25 protein-coding genes and 1 tRNA gene are annotated in these 25,652 nt (G+C 39.6%); 5 read left to right on the top strand and 21 right to left on the bottom strand.

Annotation, left to right across the window (positions count from 1 at the left end; all coding sequences use genetic code 11):
* Positions 1-21: 21 nt before the first annotated feature.
* Positions 22-98 (top strand) — tRNA-Asp (locus MHO82_RS10695).
* 382 nt (positions 99-480) lie between these two features.
* On the opposite strand, the gene MHO82_RS10690 is transcribed toward MHO82_RS10695, so the two are convergent.
* Entirely contained in the window at positions 481-3,135 is a 2,655-nt protein-coding gene (locus MHO82_RS10690) for an ATP-binding protein (RefSeq protein ID WP_239183931.1), read from the bottom strand.
* Between the two features lie 103 nt (positions 3,136-3,238).
* Here MHO82_RS10690 and MHO82_RS10685 point away from each other — a divergent pair, with 103 nt between their 5' ends.
* Together MHO82_RS10685 and MHO82_RS10680 are read left to right on the top strand one after the other, a co-directional pair.
* Positions 3,239-3,715 (top strand): hypothetical protein, encoded by a 477-nt coding sequence (locus MHO82_RS10685; RefSeq protein ID WP_239183930.1) that lies wholly within the window; start codon positions 3,239-3,241, stop codon positions 3,713-3,715.
* A 3-nt stretch (positions 3,716-3,718) separates the two neighbouring features.
* On the top strand, positions 3,719-4,765 hold the full coding sequence (locus MHO82_RS10680; protein WP_239183929.1) for a porin: 1,047 nt from the start codon (positions 3,719-3,721) through the stop codon (positions 4,763-4,765).
* Positions 4,766-4,851: 86 nt separating this feature from the next.
* On the opposite strand, the gene MHO82_RS10675 is transcribed toward MHO82_RS10680, so the two are convergent.
* The 11 genes from MHO82_RS10675 to MHO82_RS25875 all read right to left on the bottom strand — a co-directional run bounded on the left by MHO82_RS10675 (position 4,852) and on the right by MHO82_RS25875 (position 14,757).
* Positions 4,852-6,084, bottom strand: coding sequence for a GGDEF domain-containing protein (locus tag MHO82_RS10675; protein WP_239183928.1), 1,233 nt, complete (start codon positions 6,082-6,084; stop codon positions 4,852-4,854).
* 96 nt (positions 6,085-6,180) lie between these two features.
* Complete coding sequence (locus MHO82_RS10670) at positions 6,181-6,843, bottom strand: alpha/beta hydrolase (RefSeq protein WP_239183927.1); 663 nt, start codon at positions 6,841-6,843, stop codon at positions 6,181-6,183.
* 111 nt (positions 6,844-6,954) lie between these two features.
* Complete coding sequence (locus MHO82_RS10665) at positions 6,955-8,721, bottom strand: GNAT family N-acyltransferase (RefSeq protein ID WP_239183926.1); 1,767 nt, start codon at positions 8,719-8,721, stop codon at positions 6,955-6,957.
* Positions 8,721-9,176: a hypothetical protein gene (locus MHO82_RS10660; RefSeq protein ID WP_239183937.1), complete on the bottom strand. Its 456-nt coding sequence runs from the start codon at positions 9,174-9,176 to the stop codon at positions 8,721-8,723. The genes MHO82_RS10665 and MHO82_RS10660 overlap by 1 nt, the downstream gene beginning before the upstream one ends.
* Positions 9,177-9,233: 57 nt before the next feature.
* Positions 9,234-9,674: a YHS domain-containing (seleno)protein gene (locus MHO82_RS10655; RefSeq protein WP_239183925.1), complete on the bottom strand. Its 441-nt coding sequence runs from the start codon at positions 9,672-9,674 to the stop codon at positions 9,234-9,236.
* Positions 9,675-9,743: 69 nt separating this feature from the next.
* Complete coding sequence (locus MHO82_RS10650; protein WP_239183924.1) at positions 9,744-10,535, bottom strand: NRDE family protein; 792 nt, start codon at positions 10,533-10,535, stop codon at positions 9,744-9,746.
* Positions 10,536-10,539: 4 nt separating this feature from the next.
* Entirely contained in the window at positions 10,540-11,088 is a 549-nt protein-coding gene (locus MHO82_RS10645; protein ID WP_239183923.1) for a DinB family protein, read from the bottom strand.
* Between the two features lie 17 nt (positions 11,089-11,105).
* Positions 11,106-12,185, bottom strand: coding sequence for a D-alanine--D-alanine ligase (locus tag MHO82_RS10640; RefSeq protein ID WP_239183936.1), 1,080 nt, complete (start codon positions 12,183-12,185; stop codon positions 11,106-11,108).
* A gap of 80 nt (positions 12,186-12,265) precedes the next feature.
* Positions 12,266-12,859, bottom strand: coding sequence for a VTT domain-containing protein (locus tag MHO82_RS10635; RefSeq protein WP_239183922.1), 594 nt, complete (start codon positions 12,857-12,859; stop codon positions 12,266-12,268).
* Positions 12,860-13,026: 167 nt separating this feature from the next.
* Positions 13,027-13,764, bottom strand: a complete 738-nt coding sequence (locus tag MHO82_RS10630; RefSeq protein WP_239183921.1) for a hypothetical protein — start codon at positions 13,762-13,764, stop codon at positions 13,027-13,029.
* Between the two features lie 219 nt (positions 13,765-13,983).
* On the bottom strand, positions 13,984-14,757 hold the full coding sequence (locus tag MHO82_RS25875) for a helix-turn-helix transcriptional regulator (RefSeq protein ID WP_239183920.1): 774 nt from the start codon (positions 14,755-14,757) through the stop codon (positions 13,984-13,986).
* A gap of 120 nt (positions 14,758-14,877) precedes the next feature.
* Between MHO82_RS25875 and tyrS the strand changes: the two genes are divergently transcribed.
* Entirely contained in the window at positions 14,878-16,161 is a 1,284-nt protein-coding gene (gene tyrS, locus MHO82_RS10620; RefSeq protein WP_239183919.1) for a tyrosine--tRNA ligase, read from the top strand.
* Positions 16,162-16,211: 50 nt separating this feature from the next.
* Here tyrS and MHO82_RS10615 read toward each other — a convergent pair whose 3' ends face one another.
* The 9 genes from MHO82_RS10615 to MHO82_RS25870 all read right to left on the bottom strand — a co-directional run bounded on the left by MHO82_RS10615 (position 16,212) and on the right by MHO82_RS25870 (position 24,557).
* Positions 16,212-17,612: a serine hydrolase domain-containing protein gene (locus MHO82_RS10615; protein ID WP_239183918.1), complete on the bottom strand. Its 1,401-nt coding sequence runs from the start codon at positions 17,610-17,612 to the stop codon at positions 16,212-16,214.
* A 219-nt stretch (positions 17,613-17,831) separates the two neighbouring features.
* Entirely contained in the window at positions 17,832-18,956 is a 1,125-nt protein-coding gene (locus MHO82_RS10610) for a M20 family metallopeptidase (protein ID WP_239183917.1), read from the bottom strand.
* 12 nt (positions 18,957-18,968) lie between these two features.
* Positions 18,969-19,436, bottom strand: a complete 468-nt coding sequence (locus MHO82_RS10605) for a YjiG family protein (RefSeq protein WP_239183916.1) — start codon at positions 19,434-19,436, stop codon at positions 18,969-18,971.
* Positions 19,436-20,173 carry a nucleoside recognition domain-containing protein gene (locus tag MHO82_RS10600; RefSeq protein ID WP_239183915.1) on the bottom strand — a complete coding sequence of 246 codons (738 nt, stop codon included), beginning with the start codon at positions 20,171-20,173 and terminating at the stop codon, positions 19,436-19,438. The genes MHO82_RS10605 and MHO82_RS10600 overlap by 1 nt, the downstream gene beginning before the upstream one ends.
* A 579-nt stretch (positions 20,174-20,752) precedes the next feature.
* A complete protein-coding gene (locus MHO82_RS10595) occupies positions 20,753-21,076 on the bottom strand; it encodes a hypothetical protein (RefSeq protein ID WP_239183914.1) in 324 nt (107 codons plus the stop codon).
* Positions 21,064-21,381, bottom strand: coding sequence for a hypothetical protein (locus tag MHO82_RS10590; RefSeq protein WP_239183913.1), 318 nt, complete (start codon positions 21,379-21,381; stop codon positions 21,064-21,066). The genes MHO82_RS10595 and MHO82_RS10590 overlap by 13 nt, the downstream gene beginning before the upstream one ends.
* 171 nt (positions 21,382-21,552) lie before the next feature.
* Entirely contained in the window at positions 21,553-22,161 is a 609-nt protein-coding gene (locus MHO82_RS10585) for a hypothetical protein (RefSeq protein ID WP_239183912.1), read from the bottom strand.
* An 11-nt stretch (positions 22,162-22,172) separates the two neighbouring features.
* On the bottom strand, positions 22,173-23,279 hold the full coding sequence (locus MHO82_RS10580; RefSeq protein ID WP_239183911.1) for a peptidoglycan DD-metalloendopeptidase family protein: 1,107 nt from the start codon (positions 23,277-23,279) through the stop codon (positions 22,173-22,175).
* Positions 23,280-23,315: 36 nt separating this feature from the next.
* The gene (locus MHO82_RS25870; protein WP_239183910.1) at positions 23,316-24,557 is read right to left on the bottom strand and encodes a LysM peptidoglycan-binding domain-containing protein; all 1,242 of its coding nucleotides are present in this window, start codon (positions 24,555-24,557) and stop codon (positions 23,316-23,318) included.
* A gap of 226 nt (positions 24,558-24,783) precedes the next feature.
* Between MHO82_RS25870 and MHO82_RS10570 the strand changes: the two genes are divergently transcribed.
* Positions 24,784-25,497 carry a glutathione S-transferase family protein gene (locus MHO82_RS10570; protein ID WP_239183909.1) on the top strand — a complete coding sequence of 238 codons (714 nt, stop codon included), beginning with the start codon at positions 24,784-24,786 and terminating at the stop codon, positions 25,495-25,497.
* The last annotated feature ends 155 nt before the right edge of the window (positions 25,498-25,652 follow it).

The following is a 25,652-nucleotide window of genomic DNA, read 5'->3' as shown; positions in this document are numbered from 1 at the left end:
ATTTCAAATTGAGAAAGAATTGGAGCGGTAGTTCAGTTGGTTAGAATACCGGCCTGTCACGCCGGGGGTCGCGGGTTCGAGTCCCGTCCGCTCCGCCACAACAATGAAGCCTCGTCAAAAATGACGGGGCTTTTTTGTATCTAGAATTTAATATTTTACTGGTTATGAGTACAACGGGGCGAGCCCCGCTTGAGCGCAAGCCCGGCCTACCCGCCACTACAACGAAGCCTCGTCAGAAATGACGGGGCTTTTTTGTATCTGTGATTTGAGATTTTATCGGTTATGAATACACCGGAGCGAGTCCCGATTGAGCGTAAGCCCGGCCGACCCGCCACTACAACGAAGCCTCGTCAGAAATGACGGGGCTTTTTTGTATCTAGAATATAAGAGTTTATGGGTTATGAATATACCGAGGAAAACCTCGTTTGAGCTAATGCCAGCGATTCACCAAAGCAGTCATTTTTATACCTTGGTATAAATTTACGCTTCTTGTAACAAGCTCTCTAACTTACTCAACAAATGTTCTTTCTTAAATGGTTTTGCTATGTAATCGTTCATCCCCACTTCATAGCATCGCTGAATATCTTCATCTAATACACTGGCTGTTAATGCAATGATGGGTAACGGGCTATGATTCGAACCCGCTTCCCATTTACGAATTTCTACAGTAGAAGTGAAGCCATCCATTACTGGCATCATACAATCCATTAAAATCGCTTTATACTGTTTACCTTTTTTAACCGCTTCTAGTGCTTCTTTGCCGTCATTCGCTACTTCTACTAAGTAGCCTGCTTTTTCCAATACTAACGACGCCACTCGCTGATTAACTCGGTTGTCTTCCACAATTAATACGGTTTCTTCTCTTTCTTGAGCATAAACTTCCGGACTTAATTGACCTTTAACCTTAACATGGCGATGCACTGCATCACACAACCCCGCACTGATTGCTTTGGTAAAACGCTTCCCTAATAGCGGTAACGTAATTAGCCCATCAATATTGTTGCCAAACTCACATAAAGAGTCTCGATAACTACAACATACAATCACCGCAGTGTTATCAGAAACAGCCCGGAATTGCTCAACATCGTAAACGGTTTGATTCAGCTCATCATGGCAGTACAGCACAAGATCATATTTCTCAATAATAGGTAAAACCTTTTCTATATCAGCAGTAAACTGCGTAACCGCTAAGCCTGTTCTTTTACATTCTTGATGTAAATAAGGCGCAAAGGAAACATGATTTGTCACCAGCAAACATTTTTTCCCACTAATGTCAGAAACCACAACAGGACGTTTTTGGTGCACTCCAACATTTATAGTAAAAAAGAAAATACTGCCTTTTCCCTTGTCAGAAATAAGATTGATTTCTCCACCCATAAGCTCAACAAGCTGACGACATATCGCAAGACCGAGTCCAGTACCACCAAATTGCCGAGTAATGGATCCATCTTCTTGTACAAACGGAGCAAAAACCTGCTGCTGTTTACTCTCTTCTATCCCAATTCCTGTATCAGTGACAGAAAAAGAAAGCGCCACGTTCCCCTCTTCGTTATATTCACTCTTTATTGATAATGTTACCGAGCCTTCTAAAGTGAACTTAACGGCATTCGACATCAAATTCATTAAAACTTGCCGTAAGCGATGCTCATCAATAAAAACGGTATGAGGAAGGTGCGTATCTAGTTCTACCTGAAGATCTAACCCCTGTTGTGAGGCTTTAGCCTGAACGATCGCCATCGTGTCATAAGCCACCTCGACCACATTCGATTCATGAGGAGCTAACGACAAATTCCCCGATTCTATTTTAGATAAATCAAGAATATCGTTAATCAGAAGCAACAAGGTTTGAGAAGAGGTATCGATTGTTTGTAAGTACTCGGTTTGAGAAGGGCTTAATTCAGTATCAGCCAACACCCCTGACATCCCTATAATGCCATTAAGTGGCGTTCGTATTTCATGCGACATATTGGCTAAAAACGTACTTTTTGCAATATTCGCTCTCTCTGCCTCCTCTTTAGCTTGAATCATTTTTGTTTCATTAATATAACGATCTTCAATTAAAGTATTTAACTTCTGAGTAAACACGGTAAATTCATCGTGACCATCTAATTTTATTTTATGTAATTCGCCTTTTTTCACTTCAATTTGAGACATTGTATCAATAACGCGCTTCAAATACGTGATGATACGGAATGCCAAATTAGAACCTAACCAACTCATAACAAGAATAGGGAATACGATTATAAAAACATAAATTCCCATTAACCATTTTGAATTAGTAATGGTTCTGTGAATATTATCGACGAGTTGATTGCTGACTTCTGAAACCACTAAATTTATAAGTTCGAATCGTTTTTCGAATGCATTAAGCCCACTTTTTACATCACCTGTATTTATATTATCACTCAATAGGCCCTCCCTTAGCTTATAACTTTGGGAAAAAGATGGGTCTGAAAACACTTTCAATAATAAATTAATTTGTGCTGGACTCGCTTCAATCGAAGTAAAACGTTCAACATATAATTGCTGCCTTTCAATCACTGAAATTAACTGATTTCGGCTTTCTTTTGAATTATTCCTCAATATCTCATTTATATACCAATTCTCATCTTGCGCCCAAATAAGCAACCATTGTAGTTGATATAAAACACGAACATCATTTTCTATATTAGGGTTTTCTATATTAGATGAACTTTTCTCAAGATGGGTGAGCACCTGTTTTATAATATCAGTTATCCACTCTGACCAATCACTTAGTTCATCCACCTCCAGAATACCAAACTCTTCATTAGCTTCTACAAGCTCCCCTCTTAGCGAAGAGATTTCTTCCAATTCTTCTCCAGAAAAAGAAAAGCTGAGAAAGCCCTTTGTTTTATTTAATGAAGTACTGAGTTGACCGGTATCAAACTCACCGTTAGCAACGCTTAATTTATTGACTTTTGCATGATGAGATAATGCTGAAAATGTCGATATTTCTTCAAGTAAGCTAATTCTAGAGTTCAATACGTTTAGTGAATCTATATTTTTTATTAATTTATTTATTTCCACCCCGGAAAATACCCCTACAAATGAAAGGGGTAATAGAACCAGTAACAATATTCTGGTTTTAATGGATGTCCGGTTCAACAACTCCATGTCGGCTCCTTGAGTAAGAGCTAAAAATATGACTATTTTTAGTTACATATCTGTATTCTATCCTTTATATTAGAACTAATTCTAACCGAATGGAACCGAGTTAATGAATAATGGACTATATATTCGACTCTACCTCATGAAAGTCTGGATTGTTGTACTGTTTTGTGTTTTTCCTTTAGGAAATGCAACCGCGACAAATACACCTGAGGGGATCACTATATTTTCACTTAATTCTGATTTTTCACCATTAAGCAAAAGTAAGGCACGAATGCTTTATAAAGGTAAAGTTAAAAAACTCAGCGGAAATAATAACTTTGTACTACTTGATCTTCCTAAAAGCTCAAAAATAAGAAAGATTTTTTATAAAAGTCTGCTAGGAAAGTCAGTTTCTCAAATGAATGGATATTGGGCCAGCTTATCCTTCTCCGGAAAAGGAGTTCCCCCTGAAGAAATAAACAATGACAATATTGATACCGTGATTCAGTGGCTGAAAAACAATCCTGATGGTATCGCCTACGCTCCTTCTGACCTTGTGCCAGAAAACGCCAATATTCTTTTTACCGTATTACAAGGAGAGTAAGTCATGAACAAAACCTACGCTCTTTATGTTTTTGCTCTGCTTTTCCCTTTAAGCTCTCTAGGCGCAATTAAAATCTCTGACTCTTTATCTGTTAGTGGCTTTGGTTCAACTTCTATTACTAAATCGGATAATAAAACACCTATTTTTGTTCATAGGGAAATCACGGAAGACACATGTTATGACTGTGATACGACATTTGGTTTACAGGCTGACTGGAACATCAACCAAGATTTCAACACTTCGGTGCAGTTAGTCAAGCGCCCACAAGATGAGTGGTCTAACCCTGAAATAGAATGGGCGTATATTGCCTACCAATATGAAGATTTTTCTTTTAAAGGTGGCCGACTCCGACTGCCAATGTTTTTAGCTTCTGAATACTATTATGTGAGTCAAGCCTATACATGGGCTCGCCCTCCCCAAGAAGTGTATGACAGTATTCTCGGGTTTACCTTTTATGATGGTGTTTCAGTCCGCTGGGAGAACCACTTATCCGATGAAACCTTATTATCGGTCTCCCCTTTTGTTGCGTACCCTGAGGAGTTCACTGTCGAGTTAGCACAATCGAAGATGATATTCGATACAAGCCGAATTTTTGGGCTTTCCACGGAAATTTCAGGTTTTAACTATCGCTTACACGCCGGCTACATGCATACAAAGTTTAAACTCTTCCCTTCAACTGAAGACACCATTATCAATATCTATACCTTAGGTGCCGAGTACTTCTACGACGAATGGCAGTTTATGGCCGAAGCCGAAGCTGATAATACCCAAGCAAATTGGTATATCAGTGGTGCCTACAATATTGATAAGTTAACACCTTATATCACTTATGGAGAAAGTCACCACCGCCGCCAATCCCATAGCATCACCGCTGGTCTTAGATATGATATTACTTATACCGTATCCGTAAATGCTGAATGGCAAAACATTACGATGAAAGCCGAAGATTATGCGAAAGGGCAAACAGGGCAATTCATTACTTCACCTTTGCTTCTTCAAGAAGAGAAAGACGCTCAAATAATCACCTTAATGCTTAATTTTATTTTTTAATCGACTTTTCCAAACTAACAGCCTATCGACACTCATCCAATGGGTGAGTGTCTTTCCCATTCTTCCGTATTTCAAATAACTCGTGACTATTCAGCACACTGGTTTAGTGAGCGTTTTTGTGCATACATGCGCTCATCAGCCAATCGAATCCATGTTTCTATATCACCATGGCATTCATCTAAAAAAGCATAACCAATACTACCTTGAATATGATTTGAAGTGATCAAAGAAAGGCGACGCCAAGCCGTTTCGAATTTTGAATTAACCCGAGGCACAATACTCGGTGAGGAGTTCGAAAGAATAATCGTAAATTCATCACCACCGATACGATATGCCAAATCGCTGTCTCGGCCTATCTTATTGAGCTCCGTCGCTAACAGCTGCAATAATACATCACCCTCTTGATGTCCATATTCGTCGTTATATTGTTTAAAACGGTTCAGATCGATCAAGACTAAACAGCTGTCTTGCCCTTTTTGAGTGTAGTTTTCACCCGCTAGCAGACAATGCTCATCAAACATTTTTCGGTTATAGAGATTGGTTAAACTGTCTGTTCGGGCTTCTTCTTCCACATTACGCAACTCGCTTTGTGCATCAGCCAGCAGTAAATTAGCAGACAAAGCCAAAGACGACAGGGTAATAACATCTTCAGCATAGTGGTAATCAACCCCAAGGGCATCATGCATTGCCATAATGTGGCCAATGGGCTTTTGGTTGGAGTCACGATAAATCAAACCGGCATAGGTCTTGGCTCCCATTTCCTGCAAATCTGTATCTTGAGGAAAGGCCTTTGCAACATCGGTAAATAGTGTATAACGCTCGTTTGCTATCATTGCTTCACAAGGGGTACCAGCAAGTTCGAATGAAAAATTCTCATCAATACCATCGCCATTCCAATAAGCCAGTGTTTCTACCCCTTCTGGCAAGAAACGTGTCACTAAAACCCATCTCCACCCTAGTGCACGGTGAATCGCTTCAACGGTAGCTTGATATATATTGCTGCCTTCTTTGATATTCGCCAGCATTGTGCTTAACACCGCATCACTGTGTGTATGGTGCTCATCATCTTGCTTAACGATCAGGGCATAACCTTGGGCCACTTTTTCGTAAGAAATCATATAACCCGATACACAACCTGGTGGCTCTAAAAGCGCATTTTTGCACGCGTATTTTTTTAACAACTTTTGTTGTACATACGCTGGGTAAGTTGAAAATCGGCAATTGGTAAATGTTATGTTGCAGGCATCGTCAAACAACACAATGCCATTATCACACTGGTTTAAAATACCTTTCCAATCATCATCCTTCATCCCCAGCATACACTTGCCCTTTCATTCACCGACGCCTGTCTTTAATTATAGCTATTAGACTTCTTATCAATAAGCTACAAGTCAATGAAAATACAAGGCTGTGACTTACAGTTTAAGAATTCGCTTAAACCAAGTAGAAATATCAGTAATCTGCTCCATGCACACACTGTGATCCATCGCATAGGTGCGCCAATTAGGACAAAAACCCGCTTGCTCTAAACAGCGGTGTGCTTCTTCTCCCATTGGTGGAAATACAACCGGATCAAAGCGACCATGCATTATTTCAATCGGTAAGGTTTTGTTGACTTCAGAATACTGAATCGTATCTTCGGTAGGAAAATAAGTAGATAGTGCCAACAACCCTGCCAGCTTTTCAGGAAAACTTAATGCAGCTTGGTATGCAACGGCCCCGCCCTGAGAAAAACCTGCTAGAACGATACGCTCACTTGGTATTCCGCGCTGCTGCTCACGTTGTATTAATTTCACCACTTCATTCGCAGATTCAAGTAACTGATCGGTATTTAATTTTCTTCCTGCGCCCATTTCAATAATGTCATACCATGCAGGCATCACCATTCCACCGTTTACTGTCACAGGCATCGAGGGTGAATGAGGAAAAATAAATCGTACAGGTGCGCTTTTAGGCAACTTCAATTCTGGTAAAATTGCCTCAAAATCATGACCATTAGATCCAAGGCCATGAAGCCAAATGACAGAAGCGGTTGCTTCAACGGAAGGTTCAACTTCAACACAAGAAAGGTAAGTCATATCACTATTACTTTATATTAGTTAAGAAATATGACTACCTTACAATGAAGAATGGGAGGCTGACCATTACTACTCAAAGAGTTTATTCAAGATCCCATTCATGATCACATCTTATTGATGAATAGATAAATAATTAGCCGCTTTTTCTCGACCCATGTATTTACCCAGTGTCCGTTCAGACACGTTTTTCAAGTTCACCACAATTAATCCATCTAACGCATCATTAAAAGCTGGGTCGACGTTAAAACACACTAATTTGCCATTTAAACCTAAATATTGTCGTAGCAACACTGGCAAACCTTTCCCTTGTTCAATACGGCTAAGTACTTTAGACAGCATCTGCACATCGCCCAACGCAGCCAACATATCCGTATGCCAAAAAGCCTGCTTCTCTTTTGGTAATGGTGTGGTCGCACTCACTAAGGCGGCCTTTCCTTGATCATAATGATGGATGCTTAATGTGGAAGCCATAAGCTGCCGCGCCACTAAACTGTAATCATTACTGATGCTCACCGGACCAAACAAATGGGTGTATTTAGGGTGACGAGAAACAAACGTCGCAATGCCTTTCCAAAGCAGTAACAATGCACTTAAACTGCGCTGATAGTTTTCTGCAACCACTGAACGCCCCAACTCAATGGATTGGTCTAACTGCTCCACAAACGCTTCGTCATAATTAAATAAGCTACGAGAATACAAACCTTCCAGGCCGTTTTTCGCCATTAACTCATCCACCAAACCAAGTCGATATGCGCCCACTAGTTCCATTTTTTCTTTATGCCACACCAATAACTGATGATAGTGTGGATCATACTCATCTAAATCACAGGCTAAACCAGTACCCTCCCCCACAGCTCTAAAGCTTAGCTCTCGGATCCGGCCAATTTCCTGCATCATCATCGGGATCTTGTGTGATCGAATGCAATACACTTCAAAATCACCTTGAGATAGTAGGTGCTCATCTTCAGATAAACTGGCTAACTCAGATTGCAGAAGAGTTGGTGAAATGGCATCAATGATCGGCTCAGCACGATTTATTTCTTGGGCAGTGCTGCTCTCAGGTGGCGAAGTCACACCGCTCAGCTTTTTTGCTCCAAGAAGATACGTATTTAAACGCAGGTAATTCACTACTTTTCGATCATCAGCCAAGCCTTTTAGCTCAGAATACGGAATGGCCTCACCAACAGAAACTTTTATCGTTTGCGATTGTTTATTAAGCAGCTCCCGACCCAGCATTAATGTACGCAGCATTGGGTGCACTTTACCCGCTAAATAAAAAGCTTTGCTATTTTGGCCATCAATAAACATAGGTACCGTCGTCGCTTGGCTTTTAGCAACCAGTTTAGCGACTGAACGACTCCATTCCTTATCCGCTAAATCTTTACTCTTTCCTTGATAAGTAGATACCTCTCCCGCAGGAAAAATCAGCAATAGCCCTTGATTTTCAAGGTGCTGATACGCCTCACGCATGGCTTTAACGTTCGCTCTAACCGCATCTTTACCTTCAAAAACATCAACACCAATAAATAAATCGCTGATCTCAGGCAGGCGCTTAAGGTAATGATTGGCCAATACTTTAACATCTGAACGAATTTGCCCTAACAGTTCCGCTAAAATCACCCCTTCAACGGCCCCCAAGGGGTGATTCGCCACAACAACCACAGAGCCTGTTTTAGGTACTTGATCTAAACTGCCTTTAGCAACCTGATAATCAATGCCAAGAGCATCTAAAGCATGGCGCATGAACGCAAAAGAATCTAACCCTGCTGGCCGCTGTTGGTACAGTTGATCAAGCTGGTTTAACCCTGTCGCCCATTCTGCAAACGACTCACCTAATCCAAACGGTGTAACCCGAGGTAATCGAAAGGGACTGTCCATTAAGCACCTCCGCGGTTGGTTAGCGCATACAGAAGACCACCTTCATTTTTTAAATCTCGGTAGCTCAACACCACACCTGACAACCAAACTAAGCATGCCATGCCAAACAGTAACCCACCGTCATAACCGATGATTTCACCCGCTGCGTTAAATTCTGGCATTTGAATGCCTAAAGGAGTAAATAGATGGAAAAAAATTGCCCCACTCATAATACCAACCGACATGAGTGCTGCTAAGCCATGTAATGAAGTAAATAATAAAATAGAGGCAATCAGCTCAGCACCACCGACCATATAGCCGCCGTAAGTACCAAACCAGTCAAGCCCAGACCACTCCCCTAACGTGCCGAAAATATGCTCTGTTTCATATGAGCCAGTAAATTTAAAAAATAGTGACTGAATAAACACAAAAGCAATAAATCCAGATAATACCCACTTCAAGCTGATTTTTTTCATCATTCTAATCCTTCACTCTCTTTATAATTATTTTTATATCTACACGCCGATATGACATTACTTGTTTAATAATGTAGGCCAATTTTGATCCGCTGTTTTAATAAAGCCCGGAATATCTGTTTCCCACAATTGCTTTATATCTTTGTCGTAGTTGAGATACAGCTTGTTATTTACGATTTTCCATTGCTTTGGATCTCCCGGAGCACGATCATTCTTAGCCGCCACTGCCCACGCACAAAATCCGCCATATTGAGGTTCGTATTTTTCAGGTTGTGCAATGAACAGGTCTAAATTTTTTTGAGAAGAGAAGTACCATTCTGCCCCTTTGTATTCCGTTTTAAACGATTTGACACCTTCTACTGGTTTACCTTCTGTAAAATAAGCGACAGTGTCATATCCACCTACGGCTTTATTACTAAAAAAACTGGTATAAATGGCATCACCTGCAATTGATGAATGACTAATTACAAGCAGCAGCAACCCCATGAGTTTATTCATGTTACTTCCTTATTTCTGAAATAGAGTTTATTTAATATTAACGGCAGCGCTCAATGTATTTTCAGAGCACTACATTCCACATTTTTCACTCAATAATATGTCGTGATTTTCATGCATCGGTTTTCTAATTAATAAGAACGAGGTTTCGCCGTTTTTATTTCCATTTTTTTTAATTTTTTTGCATAACGCACCAGGTCGATATGTCATGGACAAATAACGAGGAGTCACATCAATGTGTGTAAAGCTAACAGTATGGGCATCATGACGATGCATGCACGCAGATAAATGGCCCTTTTCAGGACTATGGCTACCATGAAACTGTCGCAGTGCTTGCTCTGTTGTACTCGCCGATTTCAGAATTTGTTGGTACTCATGTTTACGGTGTTTAGTCACGGTATCCACATCCACCGCAGACGACACCATTGGAGCTTTGGGTTCAATCACCGCAAGATTGACACCATTCCAGCATACCCCTGCAACATGACCATTTGTTGACGTTAAACCTGGCTCAAATATCATTAATGTAAATGGCGCATAATTAATTAAATTCAGCTCACCCAACATAAACAAGGCTTGTTCTGCCGATGTCGCTACCGCCAATTTTTTTATCAATAACCCGCGACTCACCAATGGTTGCTGAGGCATATGACCTTGATAGTAATTCAATAAACAAAGACATAAACCTTGCTCATTCATTGCTAACCAACTTCCACCGCCGACGGGATCCACAGGCATCACAAACTCAACACCTTCTTGAGCAAATCTCGCTGGAGGTAAGGCTTCAGGACGCCCTTTCTGTTCATCACGATTAAAAAATAATTGGTAACCATTTGGCTTTAACAGCCAAGTTGCTGTACACATTAATCTAGCCCCTTAAGTACGTCGTTGTTGCAGGCGCATAACCAAAACCAGTATCGACTTCTGCATTACAAAACAAAGCGGAAACACGAATTAATGCGTAGTGATGCACGGCATGAGCAGCCACAAAAATCAGCTCTCTGGCCATACTCGAACCTAATTGCTCAGAACAACTGACATTCAAGCGTACTTCTGTTTTTACTTCGACTTGTCGATAAATGTCTTCTAGCTTCAGTTCTAGTAGCCATTGCTTAATCTGCTTTAATTCTGCCATAGCAGTTTGGCGACAATGCTCTACTGGTGCTCCACGACGACGAAAATCGTAATCAATAATTCCTTTGGTTTTTTCTTCTATCAGAGAAAAATACAAATCTAAATTATGGCGCATATGTTCGCCAATACTACTTTCAACATACGGTTTTGCTTTAAATTGATACTGTTCATCATTCAAACTTTCAAGCAACTCGATGCCTTGTTCAATCACATCTAAATTCCCCAATACACACGAGTCTAATTCTTCTACCACTTGATGATCTATTGATGTTGCAACTGTCATAGTTATTCCCTGCCTTTTTAATCTGTCGACGGATAGTGTTCGACGAGTTTTTTTTCTTCTTGCCATGCTTTGTAAAGCGATAACAATGATGGAACTGCGTGGCCAGACTTTCGTTGCATTGCCCCTATTTTGTATAGGGTTCTATATTGAAACAATAACGTACTAAAGATCTCGGTTAAGGGGGTGTTGCGATCCCAGATGTGTGCGGCCTCACTACTTGCTCCGTTTATTTCAAGAATAGTCAATTCTTCCCCTTTCATCAGTTTTTCTATGTTTTTGAATTTGATGTCTAATCGACCGTAGTGAAAACCAGGCAAATCATCAAAAATATGATCTAACCTTTCGGCAAGTTGCTCTGTAATGTATTTATTGCCGTTTCTAAAAATGCTGCCTCGACTGTGGCTACCTGCAAACGCTAAACGGAATTTATGATCTTTCGATATAACCCAATCCAATTTCTCTTCATGACGTGGAAAATAAAGATGGCTTAATTGACCCGCTCTTGGATCTTTCTCAATCAGCTCTTTTAACGTACTTACGCCGTCCCCCACAACAAATGGAGCATATTTCAACGTAATGGAGACTATTTTCCCTTTTTTCTCACCTGGGTAGCGAATATAAAAAACACCCGCTTCAGCTTCATACGGCGCTTTTTGTTGGATCAGATATCGTGCTTGAGAAGGGAAACTTTTAATATACTCAAATAACTGTTCTTTTGATTCAATGAGTTTAACTCCAACCCCTCGGCACCCTAAGTCAGGCTTAGCCACAACGGGGAAATCCAGATCTTCATCTTCCATGGCAAGCAATGCATTGTTCAGCTGCACAACAATACTTTGCTCAGTTTTTGTCAGCGTTACAAAAGGAGAAATCCACTCTTTTGCTTTCGAACCCGCTAACTCTAAAATGTCATTTTTTGACTCTCCCACCATGCCGCTGAGCTTAATACCCGGATTCGCAATTAATGGTAGCGCTAAGTTGCGGTATTTAATGCCATGCCACAAACTTTGCAACACAACGGGAGTATAAAAAAACCATGTAGGCCAAAATTCATAACGCGACACGCTGTCACCGGTATCTGGTTCCATAGGTGGCATTCCCACGTTGACATCACTCACAGATTCAATCACGGATAAATGAAGAGGATGAGCACTCTGTAACTTGGATTTGATCGTCATTATTTAACCCTTCCTTTAATAACCTTTTGTTTTGCAATACGATTTGTGCTGAACAAAAGTACCACCGCAATCGGTACTAACCACCACTTATACTCACTCGTTTGTAGCCAATCACTACTACCCAGTTGATAAACAAGGCCAAAAATCAGCCCCGTCCACAGTCCTGTCGCTAATAAAACTGCGGCCATAAAACGCCACACATCAATGTTAAATAATCCACATAATGAATACCCAAGGGTACGAAGACCTGGAATAAACCGGATAATAAAAATATTCGTTGTCGTATTATTTTTTAATCGGCTTCGCACATATCGCATACTTCGGTTAGTCAGCAACTTATAGCGAAAGCTTCGCCACCGAGCAGACCAAGCTCCAAGGTAATACAAACCTAAATCGCCCGTTGCAATGCCAACAAATACGGCACTCAGGGCTAAACCTACTCCCATGCTACCGTCAGCGGCCAAAACTGCAGCGGTAACAATCGCTAAATCTTCAAGTAAATAAGAAAGTAAAATGATAGAAAGAAATAGCACTGCGGGTCCGTTTCCAAAACCCAGTTCAGTAAGCCAAATCAATACGTTATTTTCTGCCATTATCTTCCCTCTTGTTACATATTCTTACATGACCTAGATAAGCGAGATTTCATTTCATCTTTTTTGGTTTAATTTTTAGTAACTTAATAATAAAGGCGTGAAAAAACTAATTTTAACTAACAAAAACAAAAGGATAAGAAAGTGTTAAATATATAAATAAGGAATAGCTATTTTACAATTGGATCTTCTAAGATTGGGGTAAGTAAAGCAGGAAGCAGCAATTGTTTCTCTCCCAACTGGTTGGCCTCCAGTAGCTGCTTATACCCATAATCCAAACGTTTAAGGATCTCAGGCTCCTTTTTAGATACCCACAACACCACAGGAACGGTTAATAAGGGACGATAATGGAATTGATCTCTAAACCCTTTGTTACTCATCTTCCATAAGTAATAATCGCCTCCCCATAAAAAAGTAGCACGCTTGTGGTGAAGCATTTCAATGCCATGATCATCACTAGGGGCAGTGTAAACTGTGACTAAATTGTCCGTCGCAAGGCGCTCTAAATTAGGAAAAATACGATAAATCGACTGCCAACCTCTCACCATGATGAGTGAGGTCCCTACCAACTCTTCTTCATTCTCTGGGATTTGATCAGCAGGTAAAGCGGAAAAAAGCCCAGCTTTCCAAGGGTATTCCCATGCTGTGGCTGCGCAGCATTCATTAAACCTGTCATATTTTCCCGTCAGTAAAACCTGAGTCTCCCCAACTTCTATGTTTCGATAAGCTCGGGCGACAGGAAAGATCGTGATTTTGCAATTTAAACGGCTGGCTCGGCACAGCGCTTTTACTGTTTCTCCTAACGGACCTGAAAAGTTTCCTTTTACTGAAGTGTAATACAGAGGGGGAGATTCAAATGTACCGAGATGAACATCCAATAAGGGGAATTTTTCATGTTCAGACGCCATGCTCGATACTGCATACAAAAATAAAAGGAAGGCGAGGCTTCTTACCATATTACGACTCAATCATTAACCGCCAGTCATTTAATACTATATGTTATTTTGAAGCCCAAGCAGTAATAGCGCTAGGATATCGACGATACAATGGCTTATATACCCAATAGACGATAAGCCCCCAACCCCATACCTCCTTATTCAGACGCATGCCTTCACTTAAATGAGGGGCTATTCATTACTGTTAATTGCATGGTTGAGAAAAGAGGAAAACAGCTCACCCAAACTGGCTACTTTCATCTTCTTATAAATCTTCTTACGCTGATTTTTCACAGTTCCTACTTTCACTCCATGCTGCTTAGCAATGCCCTCACTGTCTAAACCAAGAAGCAGCAACTTCGCCACCCGGTGCTCTGCATTCGTAAGTAACCCTTCTCCAAAGCCGTCTAACGCTCGCTCAATCATGGTTTTTAATTCTGAATTAGGGGGCGATGACATATCAAATGCCTCGAACTTCCAATGCTGACCACACAGCGAAACCACCAGCTCAAGGTAGAGAGTTAACAGCACAGAATCGGCTTGTGAAAAGTGATGATCAAATCTGCCTAAGAAAATAGCGATATAACGTCCATTCCCCAGATTACAGATGATTCCTAATTCATCTTTCCAATGAGTCGATTGATAAAAATCCGCTTGAAAGTTTTGATTAAAACCTTGATTGGCAATAAGTGCTTTTAAGCAGTAAATACCACTCTCACATTCAGTGCTCATCAGATTAAAAAAAGGATCATCTGTGTAATGATGCGGCAAATACTGATTAAACAAAAGCTCACGCTGACGACTTAAAGAATCAAACAGATAGACAGGGCGCTTACCACTTTGATAGCCCACAATAACCGTGCTATCGACATCAATAATTTCAGTAATAAACCGATTCAAAACCCGGGTAAAGCTTGGCGTCTGAATGGCTTTTACCACCTTTGTAATTAAATCTAATTCTGCCACTTTGTCTCGCCCACTTTCTTATTACTTCACCTTTAATCCTCATTTATATCCCCAAAGGGACATAGCCGCAATACAGAAAGTCCCTGAAGATACCTCCCCTATGTACCAAGGAGCCCTGTAATGAATAACACTGATATTTTTACCGAACTAACTGACCGTGGGCTTGTGGCTCAATCTTCCGATCCAGCGGCGATCACATCGCTACTTTCTCAACCAACTTTCGTATATTGTGGCTTTGATCCGACCGCAGGCAGTTTGCACATTGGCCATTTAGTGCCTTTATTAATGCTGGCTCGGCTCCAAAAAGCAGGTCATACCGCTATTGCACTCATCGGTGGTGCTACGGGGTTAATTGGCGATCCAAGTTTTAAAGCAACGGAAAGAACCCTAAATTCAGACGATATCGTCAATACATGGGCAAATAAGCTTTCTGAGCAGATCCAAACCATCATGCAATCTTTACATGACGGTGAATCTCAGCTTCAAATTGTTAATAACGCTGATTGGATCCGCAACTTAAATACCATCGACTTTCTAAGAGACGTAGGTAAGCATTTTTCAGTGAATGCGATGCTAAACCGAGAATCCGTAAAGCAACGTTTAAACCGACACGACCAAGGGATCTCGTTTACTGAGTTTTCTTACTCACTGCTGCAATCGTTTGATTTTGCTAAACTCAATCAAATTCACCGCTGCCGCTTACAAATTGGTGGTAACGATCAATGGGGCAATATTGTCAGCGGCATTGATTTAACCCGCCGATTAAATAATGAAACGGTTTACGGGCTAACTTTACCACTCATTAAAAAATCAGATGGGACGAAGTTCGGCAAAACAGAAAGTGGCACAGTCTGGTTAGATTCAGAAAAGACCTCCCCTTACGCTTTTTACCAGTTTTGGTTAAATACTGCCGATGCCGATGTGTACAACTTTTTGCGCTTCTACACCTTTTTGAGTGAGCAAGAGATCCAACATATTGAACATGAAGATAAAAGCAGCCAAGGAAAACCAGTAGCCCAACGTATTTTAGCCGAGCAGGTAACAGAACTTGTTCACGGCAAAGAGCAATTACTATCAGCCCAACGAATTACCGATGCGCTATTTAGCAATGATATTCAGCGGCTTTCTCTAGAAGATTTGAAGCAACTAGAACTAGATGGTATTCCTTGTAGCCCTGTGTCTGAGATAATGACGCTCACTCAAGCGTTAGTGGCAACAAAACTGGCAACGTCGAACCGCCAAGCACGAGAGTTTATTGGTAATAAGGCCATTCAGATCAATGGTAAAGTGTGTAATAAAGAAGATATAGATGAAGATATAAACAATGAGCCAGCTTTACATCAGCGTTACTGGCTACTCAAACGAGGTAAGAAACATTTTCATTTATTAAAAATGGCAGCTTAAGCTCACTCAAGCTGTGCTTATCAACAATACATAAGCACAGCTAATACATACTATTTACGCTCAAAGAAAAATATCGTTCCTGCTTGATGGAGCATAAATTGCGTATAATCAATACCGCCCTCTTCTGTAGTACTAAAAACAGCATGGATCCCCGCAGGCTCAAACTTAAAATCTTGTTCACTGTAGGCATTAAGCGGCAATGCAGCTTGCCCTGTCGCTTGCGCAAACAAACGATTGTTCTCAATAAACGCCGTTATATCCAGCTCAAAAGAGTCGGATGAATACACGCCTACGTATTTTTTCAGCTGATCAGTCGAAAGCTCGATGGGCAGATCTTTAGAATCAACATGTAAATCAGGCAATTCAAAATCTTTGCCAAAATAAATACTCATAATACCGATTAAAATATCGTTATAAGTATAATTAATGGCATTCGAAGTAAGGGTAAAAGTAACGTTATCTTGCTCGAAATGGCTGGTGTTTGAGTTAAAGCCTTCAATACGACCGTTGTGGCTATAAGCCATTTTTTCGTAGAAAGGCACTTTAAATAGGCCCTTACTCGTCTCGTTGGATGCACCTTTCATGGAAGATAATGAAGAATCAGACACTAGCTCTCCATTAAATAACGCTCGCATAAATACACTAACATCGTGTGATGTCGAGATAATAGCTCCAGCCCCTAGAGACACACTGCTGGATCCTAATAAATAGGGTGACCATTGAGGGTACTGATAAAAGTACGATTGAGCTTCATCACCACATACATGAGCACTTGGGCAATAAATAGTATTCTCTAACTTAAGTGGATCCGTAATGTTTTGCGAAAGTACTTCACCGTACGATTTTTTGGTAACATCTTCAATAATATAGCTGAGTAATAAATAATTTGAGTTTGAGTACTGCTGTGACGTCCCTGGTTCAAACACAGGCTCAAAAGCAACTAATCGATCTAACATCGCCTGTTTGGTTTGATGTTGTGTGTAATAACTTTCAATCTCAGGAGATTCTGTAAAATTAAAAATCCCGCTACGATGAGAAAGCAGCATTCCTATCGTGATCTTCTCTGAGTTAGGAAAGTCGGGATAAAAGTCTTTAAGGGGCGTCGTTAGCGTGAGTTTACCTTGTTCAATCAACTGAAAGACTAAGACCGATGTGAACGTTTTGCTTATGGAGCCAATTTTATATTTGGTTTTATTAGTGCTTTTTAATCCTTGAGAAAGATTGGCATAGCCCGTTGATTTTTCATAAGCCAGCTTATCTTCTTCATAAATAGAAACGCTTAACATGGCTTTGTTATTTTTTACCAGTGCCTCTAAATACTGATTCATTTTTCCTTGATCAAAATCTCTGTGAGCCGCTGCCGAAAATGACATAACACCAACAGACACAAGTAAACAGGCTTTTTGCCAGCTCTTCATTGCCTTTAGTGAATAACCGCCGTTTCTTACCATCTGATCTTCCTCATAAATTAGGACTTCCTCTATTAATCTACAAAGAAGCAGGAAACACCAAGAATTTTATAAACCACACTAAAAATATGCGTTTCATGTATGCTTTTGAAGCAACAAACATTAACAACAAAAAGCCTGTACACATAAAAACAGCGAGCCATAACGCTCGCTGCTTTATCTACTTCACCTGCTCTCGGAGTACTTTACTCCATTTACCAACTAATGAGCCAACTTAGTTAATACTGTCATCAAGAGCTTGATACGCGGCTCAATAGACTCCAGTAGCAGGTACTCACTATCACTATGGAAACCAGCACCAATAGGCCCTAGGCCATCTAATGTAGGCACACCTAAAATAGCCGTGTTATTAGCATCAGAGCCACCACCAACCTCTTTCCAGTTAATATCAATGGCTAGCTCATTAGCGGATTCTTCCACTAACGCCATTAGCTGCTCTGTTTGCGCGGTAGGAACCATCGATGGCTTATACGCTTCTCGCTCTAGATCCACAATCACCCCTTTCACAAATGGGTTCATTGCTAAACCATTGAGCCTTGTATCCACATCGTCATACTCAGTGTTATCCCAAAAACGCACATCCACAATCGCCGTCGCCGAATCCGGCACTATGTTCGCACCAGAACCGCCGGATACTACGCCGACATTTAGCGTCGTACCAGAAGTGAAGTTCGTCATGTCATTCATGGCCAATACCCAAGTAGACATTTCAGTAATGGCACTGCGGCCTTTTTCTGGCTCATTCCCCGCATGCGCAGCCTTACCATGGAAAGTGATTTTATAGCGAGCCATGCCTTTACGTGCTTTCACCAAACCACCATCAGCACGGGCCGCTTCAGCCACTAACACATGCTTGGCTTTTTTTGCCGTCGCTTGAATCCAATCCACCGAGTCTAACGATCCCGTTTCTTCATCTGGGTTCATGCAAATACAAATAGAAAGCGTATCTAATACCGCTTTATCTACGTTTCTAAGGGCATACACAATATTAAGTAGCCCTGATTTCATGTCTGACACCCCTGGGCCATAAGCTTTTTCAGCGTCTACACTCATCGGGCGCTCAGCCACTGTGCCTTCAGGGAAAACCGTATCCATATGCCCCATTAACATCACATCAATATGCTCTGCTTCTGGCTTATTTCGAACTTCCAGTCCAACTCCAGCTTTACCACAATCGATACGTGTTACAGACCAACCTTCCATTGCCTGATACTTCTCTTGCATCAGATCGGCAACCACATTAATGCCGTCTCGCGTATACGTGCCGCAATCCACATCAATTAATGGGCGCAGTTCTTCTAAATAAGTTTGTAGAGAAAAGTTCATAAAAGATCCTTATTACAGCAGTACGTTCATTACGAACATGGCACCAAATGCGTTTAACACTGAGATTGCAATCATGACTGGGATATAGCGCCCTTCTGTACCAATAGGCCCCATAATCCGCCCCATGTATTGCACTTGTGAGCCCATTAAATAAATAGCCGGAGCCAAAATCGCAATGTGTGTACCATTCAAGATACCTTGGTCAAATAAGGTGATCACAACACCAACTGCGCCGCCCATGGACATCCAAGCTCCAATTAACACAGCAGCGGCTTCACCAGGCAAACCAAAAATCGCCATAATTGGAGAGAAAATTGACCCCATAAGATCCAATGCACCGGTAATTTGAAGCGCCTTAATGATCACAAAGGCCATTAACACGTTCGGTACAGTAGACGTTGTGGCGATCACCCAGCCTTTTTTTGCACCTTCGACAAAGATGTCTGTCACCATTGGTTTTTTCGCTTGTACATCACTCATTAGGCTCTCTCCTCTACCATGTTTTCTGATTTAGAATCACCACTTTTGTCTTCTTTCCCTTCGGTTATATTTAGGTAGATTCGGAATAAGTTGGCCCCTACAAATTTAAAAACAAACATAATGATCACAGCCAAACCAATGGAAGAAGTAACTGCCGTAGAACCATCCAAATTCGTTAACGTGAACAGCACAGCGCCGGATGAGAAAAAGTTAACAATGGCGGCACCAGCAGTGAATTGGAACATGGTGAACACATCAGTTTCACGCTTGGTTAAGTGGCCTTCATCTTTTAATTGCCTTGTCATTGCTGCACCGGCATCCGTGCTTTGTAAAGAAGCGATCAAGGCTAAGCCTGAGTTGCCGGGAATACCCATCAATGGGCGTAATAGTGGCGTTAATAATTTTCGAGCCGCATCCAGCGCGCCATAGTGCTCTAATACGTTGATCATCCCTAAGGCAAACATAACGGTAGGGATCAGTGTTAACGCAAATAAGAAGCCATCACGTGCACCACTGCCCCCTTTACCACGCATGGATGTGGTCGCCGCTTCAACTCCCTCTGCAGTTTCAGAAACAGAATAAGCCACCTTACCAAAAGAGCCATTCAGCGTTGTAAAATCCAGTACCCCATACCACTCGTTAGATTTCATAAAACCAGAAAAGAACACCACCGCAAAAGCCAACGCGATATAGCTGCCAATTGTGACTTTACGAGCTTTTTCAGCCGCTTGAGTCATACATACCTCTATTTATCATTATGAAAAAAAATGGCGGTTACAACATTGCTAACCATTTAAAGTCATTGTGAGAGGATCATATGAAACGAATATTGACCATAATCAATAGAATTATCTAAAGACTTACCATTGATTAAGCAGTTTATTATTTTGTGATATAAGTCAGAATATAGGAATAAATGCCAAATAATTAACAATAAGCGGAAGTTATGAAAAAACGGGAATAAAGTTTACAGCTCTGTTATGAAACACGGTTAGCCATGAACTCAGTGAACATTAAGTAGCTTAATTTTATAAAATAACACAGCTAGGCTTCCCTAAAGAAAGTGCGTAGCTTTTCCTATACCACCTTCAAAATGCCGTTGTTCATGTAACTGTTAACCTACTCATATGCGGCGCTATGATGCTGATAATAATGAAAACTATGGGTTATAAAAGTAATTATGGTGGAGAAAAAAGAAAACATGAAAGTTATTGATACCCCTTAAAGAATTAACTCATAATTATTCACGATCTCCAATCTCCATAAATAAAACCAGGCTATCGAATCAAGAATAGTCTGGTTTATATTATAAAAAATCATCTATTAGTGTAATTAACTTCATTATTATTTATAATTTCAACTAAATTAACCCAATATTTCTGATATTCTTTAAACGTTGTTTCTTCAATCTCATTTTTGCAGTCAAAATAATTATACGTTCCCTCAAAGCCTAAACTTCGATCAACATATTCACGATTAATTTCAGTATCCCCAAAGTTAACCTGCCAAGTATAACCTCTTGACATCGTGCTCGGATTGTAGAAGGTAAAGTCTACTAACAAATAAAAATCTGTATAGGATTGAATATTGGATTTTACTTTTATATCTGTTGGTATTTTTTTTAGATCTACATCAACCAATATTTTTCATTACTTTTAAACTTTATTCTACTTCCATCAGTTTCAATTTTATAACTTCTAACAAGTGGTTCACTTAAAATAAAAAAACGCTCTGGATATTCATGATGATCATTTGTAGCAACAGTAATACCCAGCTCATCAAAATCATGCTCTGTTTTATAGGATAAGTTTCTTATATAATTGGCCTGTTCACTTATAATGTCTTGGGTGTAATCCACTTCACAAATATAGGAAAAACTGCCATTAGAGTATGAATTCTGAGAAGTCAAAAGAAGTGCCATAGTGGTAATAATTCTATTTTTCATAATAAATCGCTCTTACCTGACATACCAATTAATTACAAAAACCTTGATAATTAAAAATTTAAAGTAAATAATTAACTTATTTTACCTATCCATAACCGTTATATTTTTTAATAAATAAAAACCATTTAACTTTATGATGAAGATGATATATATGACATATAGAGTAAATTATTATTTATACTCGTCGATATAATCCATAAGTGAGAACCACTGCATCTTATAGTCTTTAAATGTAGTTTTTTGAATGCTATTATTACATTCAAGACCAGATATATCATTAAAGAACAAAGTTCTTCCAACTAGATCTTTTGTTATTTCTCCTTTCCCTACATTGATTTTAAAGTTTAATTTATTTTTCATTGTTTCAGGATTATAAAATGAAAAGTTAACTAACATCCATGTAGAATCATTTGCTATAACTTCATAACTTAAAGTGGATTTTTTATTTTTTTCACTTAATTCAGTATGAATTAAAACCTTATCATTACTTTTAAATAAAAATTCATTATCAATGATATTGATCTTATACTCTCTAACCAATCCTTCATTTATAATCAAGAATCTTTCTGGGTATTCAAAGTGATCTTTAGACGCAACAATAACACCTAACTCTCTAAAGTCGTATTGACTATCATAAGACTTATTTCGTATATATTCAGCCTGCTCCGTTACAACACTTTGTGAATAATCTATTTCACATTTAAATTCAAAACTACTTTTTGCATATAAAGTTCCTGAATACATTAAAATAACTATTAATATAATATTAATATTTCTCACAAACATTCCTTTTATTTTTTCAAAATTTTATATTGTCTATCTCGTTCATCTTTTTGTTGCTTACGTTCTGCTTCCGACTGCTGAGAATAGTCTTTAAAGTTCACAAAAAGAGATGGGTTACAGCGTCCCATATCACTTTTAGGTATTGATGCCTTCGTTCTCACTTCAAAATGTAAATGAGGAGCACATGTGCCAGCTTTTATTACTCCTGTTTCTTTAATCCCTGAAACCCCTGTCTTAGCAATTATTTCACCTACCTTAACACTAGACCCAACTTTCAATTTACTCTCAACACTACTTAAATGAGCATACATTAAATAAAGTTGTTTATTCTTTTTATACTCACTTTCAAATGTATCATATTGTTCTAACTCAACATCAGTTAGATTTTTCCTAGCACTAAACTCTTTCCGATTTTCCCACATTAACTCAGACTCTGCTACTTTTAGTAAAACTACATGCCCATACCCTGGTCCTGGTATTTTATAATTCATAGCAATTTCTCCATCAACACAAGCAAACACATCAGTACCTGCTTTTGCAAATAAGTCCAAGCCATCATGCCGACTCGTTCCTCGAATCTTTTTACCAAACAACCCCCATGCTCGAGCCTTTTTAGTGCCACCACCACCACTTTGATAATAATTCGTACTCATTGGGTTTAATAATGGCTCACACCATTTAAATGGCGGTATTGGTTTTATCCACCCAATAGCAACAGCTTCATCTATGGCTAATAGTGTTTGGCTATCTACAATACCATTGGCTTCTTTTATTTTGTAGTTAGGGTGAATTTCATGTGTTGGTATGAATTTTTCCTGAAAAGATACGATTACTTTATGTGTTCCTGAACCAAAATGTCCATCAGCACCATACTTACCTAAATCAAAATTAAGCATAAGTAAAGCTTCTTGAATCAGTTTAACTTCATCTCCTTTCGAACCTTTTTTAAAAGGATCAACACCTTCTTTAGCGAAAGTCTCAAGAGTTTCTGAAGTTGATAATACTTTAGATTGAAGACGAACCTCACTTACTTTCACAATCGCTGTACTATTGCCTATTGCTTTGTCTGCCTGTACATATAAATACGCTAGTTTTGAATATTGCTTTTCAATCAAACTCCAAATATTCGCAAAAGGAAACGCTGGTTTATCTTAAGTGACATCCTCAGGGCTAAGTGTATTTCTAAATGAATTGTTATCTTCATTACCTAACATAACTGAATTAACGATAACTTCATCACCAACTGCTAATGCACCATCTTTATGTGCTGGGTTATTCGCATTCAAATCAAATAACTCTTTTGCACTCTTACCATATTGTGCCGCAACTTCTCCCCAAGTCTCACGTTTTCCTGTTGCGAGGTTGATTTGACAAATATGGATGCGTACTGCATTTATATCTTCTTCACTTTTCTTTATAACAACAACGTCGCCAGGCCGGATTACATCTGGGTCACTAATTTGTGGATTTAATGCAAGAATTTCTTCATATTTTATACCATGCTTTTTAGCAATAATACTCAACAAGTCACCTGACTGTACAGTATATGTAGTCAGTCCACCTTCTGTTTTTTCTCGCTCTAACAACGGCTCAGAACAAGCCTTTACAATCTCCTCAGGGTTTAGAAAACAAGCATTATCATCAAGCCATTGAGGATCAATCTCACTTAATTGCTCTTGAGTAATTTTTTCTCTTGTATAAAGCAGATGCTGGCGGGCAATAACAATATTATTGATTTTCCAAGGCAATAAGATAAATCCATACTCATGTTCAGAAAGCATGTCGTTAGATAAAGTCCCCTCTTCTGAGCGCGTGACTTTAAATGCCCATTTATTACCTCCTGATAATTGGTACTCATTCACCAATTCATCACTGATGAAATGATAGAAGAATCCCACCTTAGGCCAAGAGAGGCGTTCATAAACTTGAACTGACGGTTTAATCGGCACAAATGACTCAGATATTTTTCCGCTACCTTTTTTATGCGGCTGAACATCACTAAAGGATAAAGGTTTTCCACTTGATTCAAAAAATTCTCGATATAACGCCTTTGGTTCTTTAACCTGAACACTAGCAGTTAAAATAGAATAACCTGTTTCTGTGGATTCCGATTTTTGCCAAGATGAAATCCGTGACTCACCTTGAGTACTCCCAAGATAAAAAACACCTACTTGATGAGTAGTTAATTCACTTAATGCACATGCAATCTCTATTGAGTATTCAAATTCAGCAATAGGCTCTTGCTTTTCTTCCACTATTTCACAATGAAGAATATCTTGCTGAGTACTCTTTGCCAGATTTTCATTCCACGGGTAGTATGCATTAATACACCTCGATTTGGGCTTGTTAATTACTTCATCAATAATATATTTCCCTTCACCCTGTTCTCGCACAGCCGCCTAACCTCTCATTTAGATCCACGTCTCCAATATTAACCGAAAAGGTAAATGCGTTTTTACTGAATGATTAGGTAAAGTAACTAAGCTGCAGAGTTTAGATCAAGATCATTTTCTCAATAAAAAAGAAAATCGAAAATTTTTCATTTATTTTTCGTCTTTTTCAAAGCTCCTCCGTCTTATAAGTGTAATTAAAAACAGATGACCACTTTGGAGTCGTAGAATGATCAAATTGATTAGCTTTAAAAACTGCCCATTCGTACAACGTGTAATGGGTGCCTTAGTCACAAAAAACATACCGTTTGAGATTGAATATATCGAGCTAAGTAACAAGCCACAGTGGTTTTTAGATATTTCCCCAAATGGCCAAGTTCCGGTATTAGTAACCGAAAATGAAGCCGTGCTATTTGAATCGGATGCGATTGTTGAATATTTAGATGATAAGTACGCGCCAATTGAAGAGCTATCTCCAGAACAAAAAGCGCTTGATCGTGCATGGTCATACCAAGCAAGTAAACATTACATGCCTCAGTGTGGAACGATGGGAAGTAAAGATAAAGAGACTTTCGAAGCTCGATTAGCGAACCTTTCAAAAGCATTTGCAAAGGCAGAGAAAAAATTAGGCGATTCTGTCTTTTTCAAAGGTAATTATATCTCTAATGTTGATATAGCTTGGCTGCCACTGCTGCACCGTGCTGCTGTCATCAAACAGCGTTCCTGCTTTGATATGCTTGAAGGGTTCCCTAAAGTCCAAAAATGGCAAGCCGCTCTTATTAAGTCTGGCCTTACTGAAAAAACAGTACCGCAAGACTTTGTGAATACATTCAGTAATTTTTATTTGAAGAATACGTACCTAGCCAGTTTAATGGATGATGCTAACGCCAATTGCTCCGAGCTAGACTGCTGCACAGCATCAGAAAACTCATGCTGTGGCTAACCCTGCCTCTCTGATTAGATAGCAACTGATCTGCGGCCTCTCTCGCACTGCACAGGGAGAGGCAAGCACACATACAATACTGCGATTTTCAATTTTTTCTTGAAAGTGTTTCCACGTTTAGGTGGATGTACATGACATACAATCAAGCTATTATT

It is taken from the genome of Vibrio sp. Of7-15 (genome assembly GCF_022347565.1).
Lineage (GTDB): Bacteria > Pseudomonadota > Gammaproteobacteria > Enterobacterales > Vibrionaceae > NORP241.
The sequence above is the reverse complement of the archived record's forward strand: the minus strand, read 5'-3'. Positions and strand labels throughout refer to the sequence as shown.